The organism is Pseudomonadota bacterium, from assembly GCA_010028905.1.
Lineage (GTDB): Bacteria > Vulcanimicrobiota > Xenobia > RGZZ01 > RGZZ01 > RGZZ01.
In genome coordinates, this window is the sequence record RGZZ01000539.1 from 1 (window position 1) to 3,120 (window position 3,120).

Consider the following 3,120-nt stretch of genomic DNA (forward strand, 5'->3'; position numbering starts at 1 on the left):
CGCGGAACGTGCGTGGCGACTTCGGGCACCTCTGCGTCGGGGCCGCCGCGATACCCCGTCCACACCCCGCGCTCGATGTGCACGCGATAGTCGTAGCGCGGATGGCGCGCCTTCGAGAGCTCTTCGTCGAGGGTGGCGCGGCGATCGACCGCGATGCGCTCGGCCTCGTCCGGCGTCACCTTTCCGAGACGAAGCAGGTTCTGCACGTAGCTCTGCCGCACCGATGGATGGCCGTCGATGACGCGGTACATCACCGGCTGGGTGAACGACGGCTCGTCGCCCTCGTTGTGCCCCCAGCGGCGATAGCCGTACATGTCGATGATCACGTCCTTCTTGAACCGCTCGCGAAACCCCATGGCGATGTGGATGACGTGGGCGACGCTCTCGGGGTCTTCTCCATTCACGTGAAAGATGGGCACCTGCAGCATGCGCGCCACGTCGGTGGGGTACTGGGTCGAGCGCGAGTGATGGGGGGACGTGGTGAAGCCCACCTGGTTGTTGACGATGACGTGCACCGTTCCGCCGGTGCCGTACCCCTGAAGCTCAGAGAGATTGAGGCTCTCCTGCACGATGCCCTGTCCGGCGAAGGCAGCGTCACCGTGAATGACCAGCCCCATCACGCGGTTTCGCGCTTCCATCTCGGCGGGGCTGGGCTGCTCTCCCTGCGTGCGATCGACCTGCGGGCCCTGTGCCGGACGCACCACGGTGAGCGAGGGATCGCTGGGATAGGGCTCTCCCGCGGCGTCACGCGCCTCGCGCGCGCGACGATCCTGGCGGGCGCGAACCCTCCCCTCGAGCACGGGCCAGACGAACTCGAGGTGGCTCGGGTTGAAGCACATCTCGATGTCGATGCTCTTGTTCTCCGCGGTGCTCCACACGCCCGCATAGCCGAGATGGTACTTCACATCTCCGCCGCCGAAGTGCAGCTCCGGGTCCTTGTCCTCGAACTCGCGGAAGATGAGCGCGGGGTCCTTGTGCAGGATGTTGGCGAGCACGTTGAGTCGGCCGCGATGGGCCATGCCGATGATGATCTCACGCACGCCCTGTCGGCCCGCTGCCTCGATGGCGAGGTCAAGCAGGGGGATGAGGGTCTCCGATCCCTCGAGCGAGAAGCGCTTGGCCCCCACGAACTTCTTCTGCACGAACTGCTCGAAGATCTCGGCGTCGGTGAGACGGGTGAGAATGCGCAGCTGAACCTCCCGGCTCATCTCGACACGGGCGCGATAGTCTTCCATGCGCCCTTGCAGCCAGCGCTTGATCTCGACGTCGTCGATGTGCATGTACTGCACGCCGATGAAGTCAGAGTAGGTCTTCTCGAGGCTGTCGATGATCTCGCGCAGGGTGAGGAAGCGCTCACCCTGGCTCATGCTGAGGCAAGAGAAGCGCTCGTCGAGGTCGGCGTCGTCGAGGCCGTAGTACCGGTAGTCGAGCTCCGGATGACGCACCCGCTCAGAGGCCAGCGGGTCGAGACGGGCGATGACGTGTCCGCGCACGCGGTACGAGCGCACCAGCTGATCGACCCGGTCTTGCTTGTCGGCGGTGCGCGCGCAGGCTGCACGCACGACGTCATCATGCGGCGCTGCGCCTCGGCCTGCAGCGGGAGGCCGTCGGCCGTCGCGCCGCTCGCCGCTGTCGAGCCACTCGAAATAGGCGCGCCACTCGGCATCAACCGACGATGGATCGCGCTGGTAGTCGTGGTAGAGCGCTTCGACGAAGTCGAGGCTGAGGCCGTTCACCGTCTCCGACATGCTGTTCAAGGTTTCGTCTGACCTTCGCATTCTCCTTGCGCAAGCGCCGCACACACGAGCAGACGTGCATGGCATGCGTTAACACTCCGTCAACAATCTCGCACAGGTCGTCAATATGCCCCACACGGCTTTCATGCTAGACTGCCGTATCTCGTGACACACGACATCCTGCCCTGGAGGACCCCCATGCTCACGCGTATCAGCAGCACCACCGCCTCAACTCCCGCTCTCAGCCCCGCCCGCTCGGCGGCGGCTTCCGCGAGCACAAACGACGGTATCACCGATGCCCACGACGTCGTCGAGGCGCGCCAGAGCCTCGAGCAGGCGGGGCTGCGCGAGATGGCCCGTGGCCAGCAGGTGCGCCAGCAGGGCGACCTCAACGTGACCGCAGGCACTGCCACCGCGGCGGAAGGCGCCGCAACCGTGACCAATGGTCAGCAGCGCATCACCGATGGCCAGCGCAAGGCCTCTGACGGAGTCGCCCTGCAAGCCCAGGGGCAGCGCACCGTGGACGCTGGCCTGCGCACGGAGGCCGACGGCCATGCCACCGAGCAGGCAGGGGTCACCACCTTCGAACAGGCGACCGGCCAAACCGAGACTGCGGTCGCACGGCACGACCGAGCGGGAGAGATGCTTTCCTCCCTCGTCGACGCCGAGGCCCAGGGCGCCGCTGTGGCGCGCCGGGGAGCCGACACCATCGCAACGGGCCTGGAGGCAGGCGAGCTGGCGGGACAACAGGTCACAAACGGCCTCGATGCCCTGGGCCAGGGCATCACGCGCGAAACCGACGCGCTCTCACGGGAGCGCCAGGGCGTCGAAGGGCTCGAAGGGGCCCTTTCCACCATCGAAGCGGGTCGCACGCTGCGCGGCGCCGCAGAGACCCATCGCCTCGAAGCCGACGCCACCACAGCCGAGGCTCAGGACATGCAGGCGCAGTCAGATCGCCTGCTCGACTCGGCCGTGCACAAGGAGAGCTGCGCCGTGGCGGCGGCCCGCGAGGCAGAGACGCGACGAACAGAGGCCGATTCCCAGGACGCTTCAGCCGCGGTCACGCAAGCCCAGAGCATCGCAACAGGCGAGCAGTCGTCGCAGACCTCCGCCCTTGCGGCCCTGCTGGCCCGTAAAGCCGCCATCGACGCAGAGGCGGGCGCCGCCCTGGGCGTGCTTCCCGATTTTGGAGACGAAGCCGCCGCGACCCTGGCTGAAGGGCAGACGGCGGGGCTGGTCGCGCGCCTGCGCAATGGGCAGGCCGCAACGCTGGCCGAACAGGCCCGTCAGCTGGCCTCCCAGGCCAGAGACCTGGCGCGCCAGGCTCTCGAGAACCGTCAGCAGGCGTCGTTTCTGGAAGGAAGGTTCGAGCAGCTGACCGCCG

2 protein-coding genes are annotated in these 3,120 nt (G+C 67.2%); one reads left to right on the forward strand and one right to left on the reverse strand.

Translation table 11 applies throughout. The annotated features are described in order from the left end of the window. Positions 1–1,748: 2-oxoglutarate dehydrogenase E1 component (locus EB084_22495; protein ID NDD31034.1), on the reverse strand; the 1,748-nt coding region annotated here is incomplete at its 3' end. Between the two features lie 186 nt (positions 1,749–1,934). Between EB084_22495 and EB084_22500 the strand changes: the two genes are divergently transcribed. Then, positions 1,935–3,120 (forward strand): hypothetical protein (locus EB084_22500; protein NDD31035.1); only part of this gene is annotated, 1,186 nt, incomplete at its 3' end.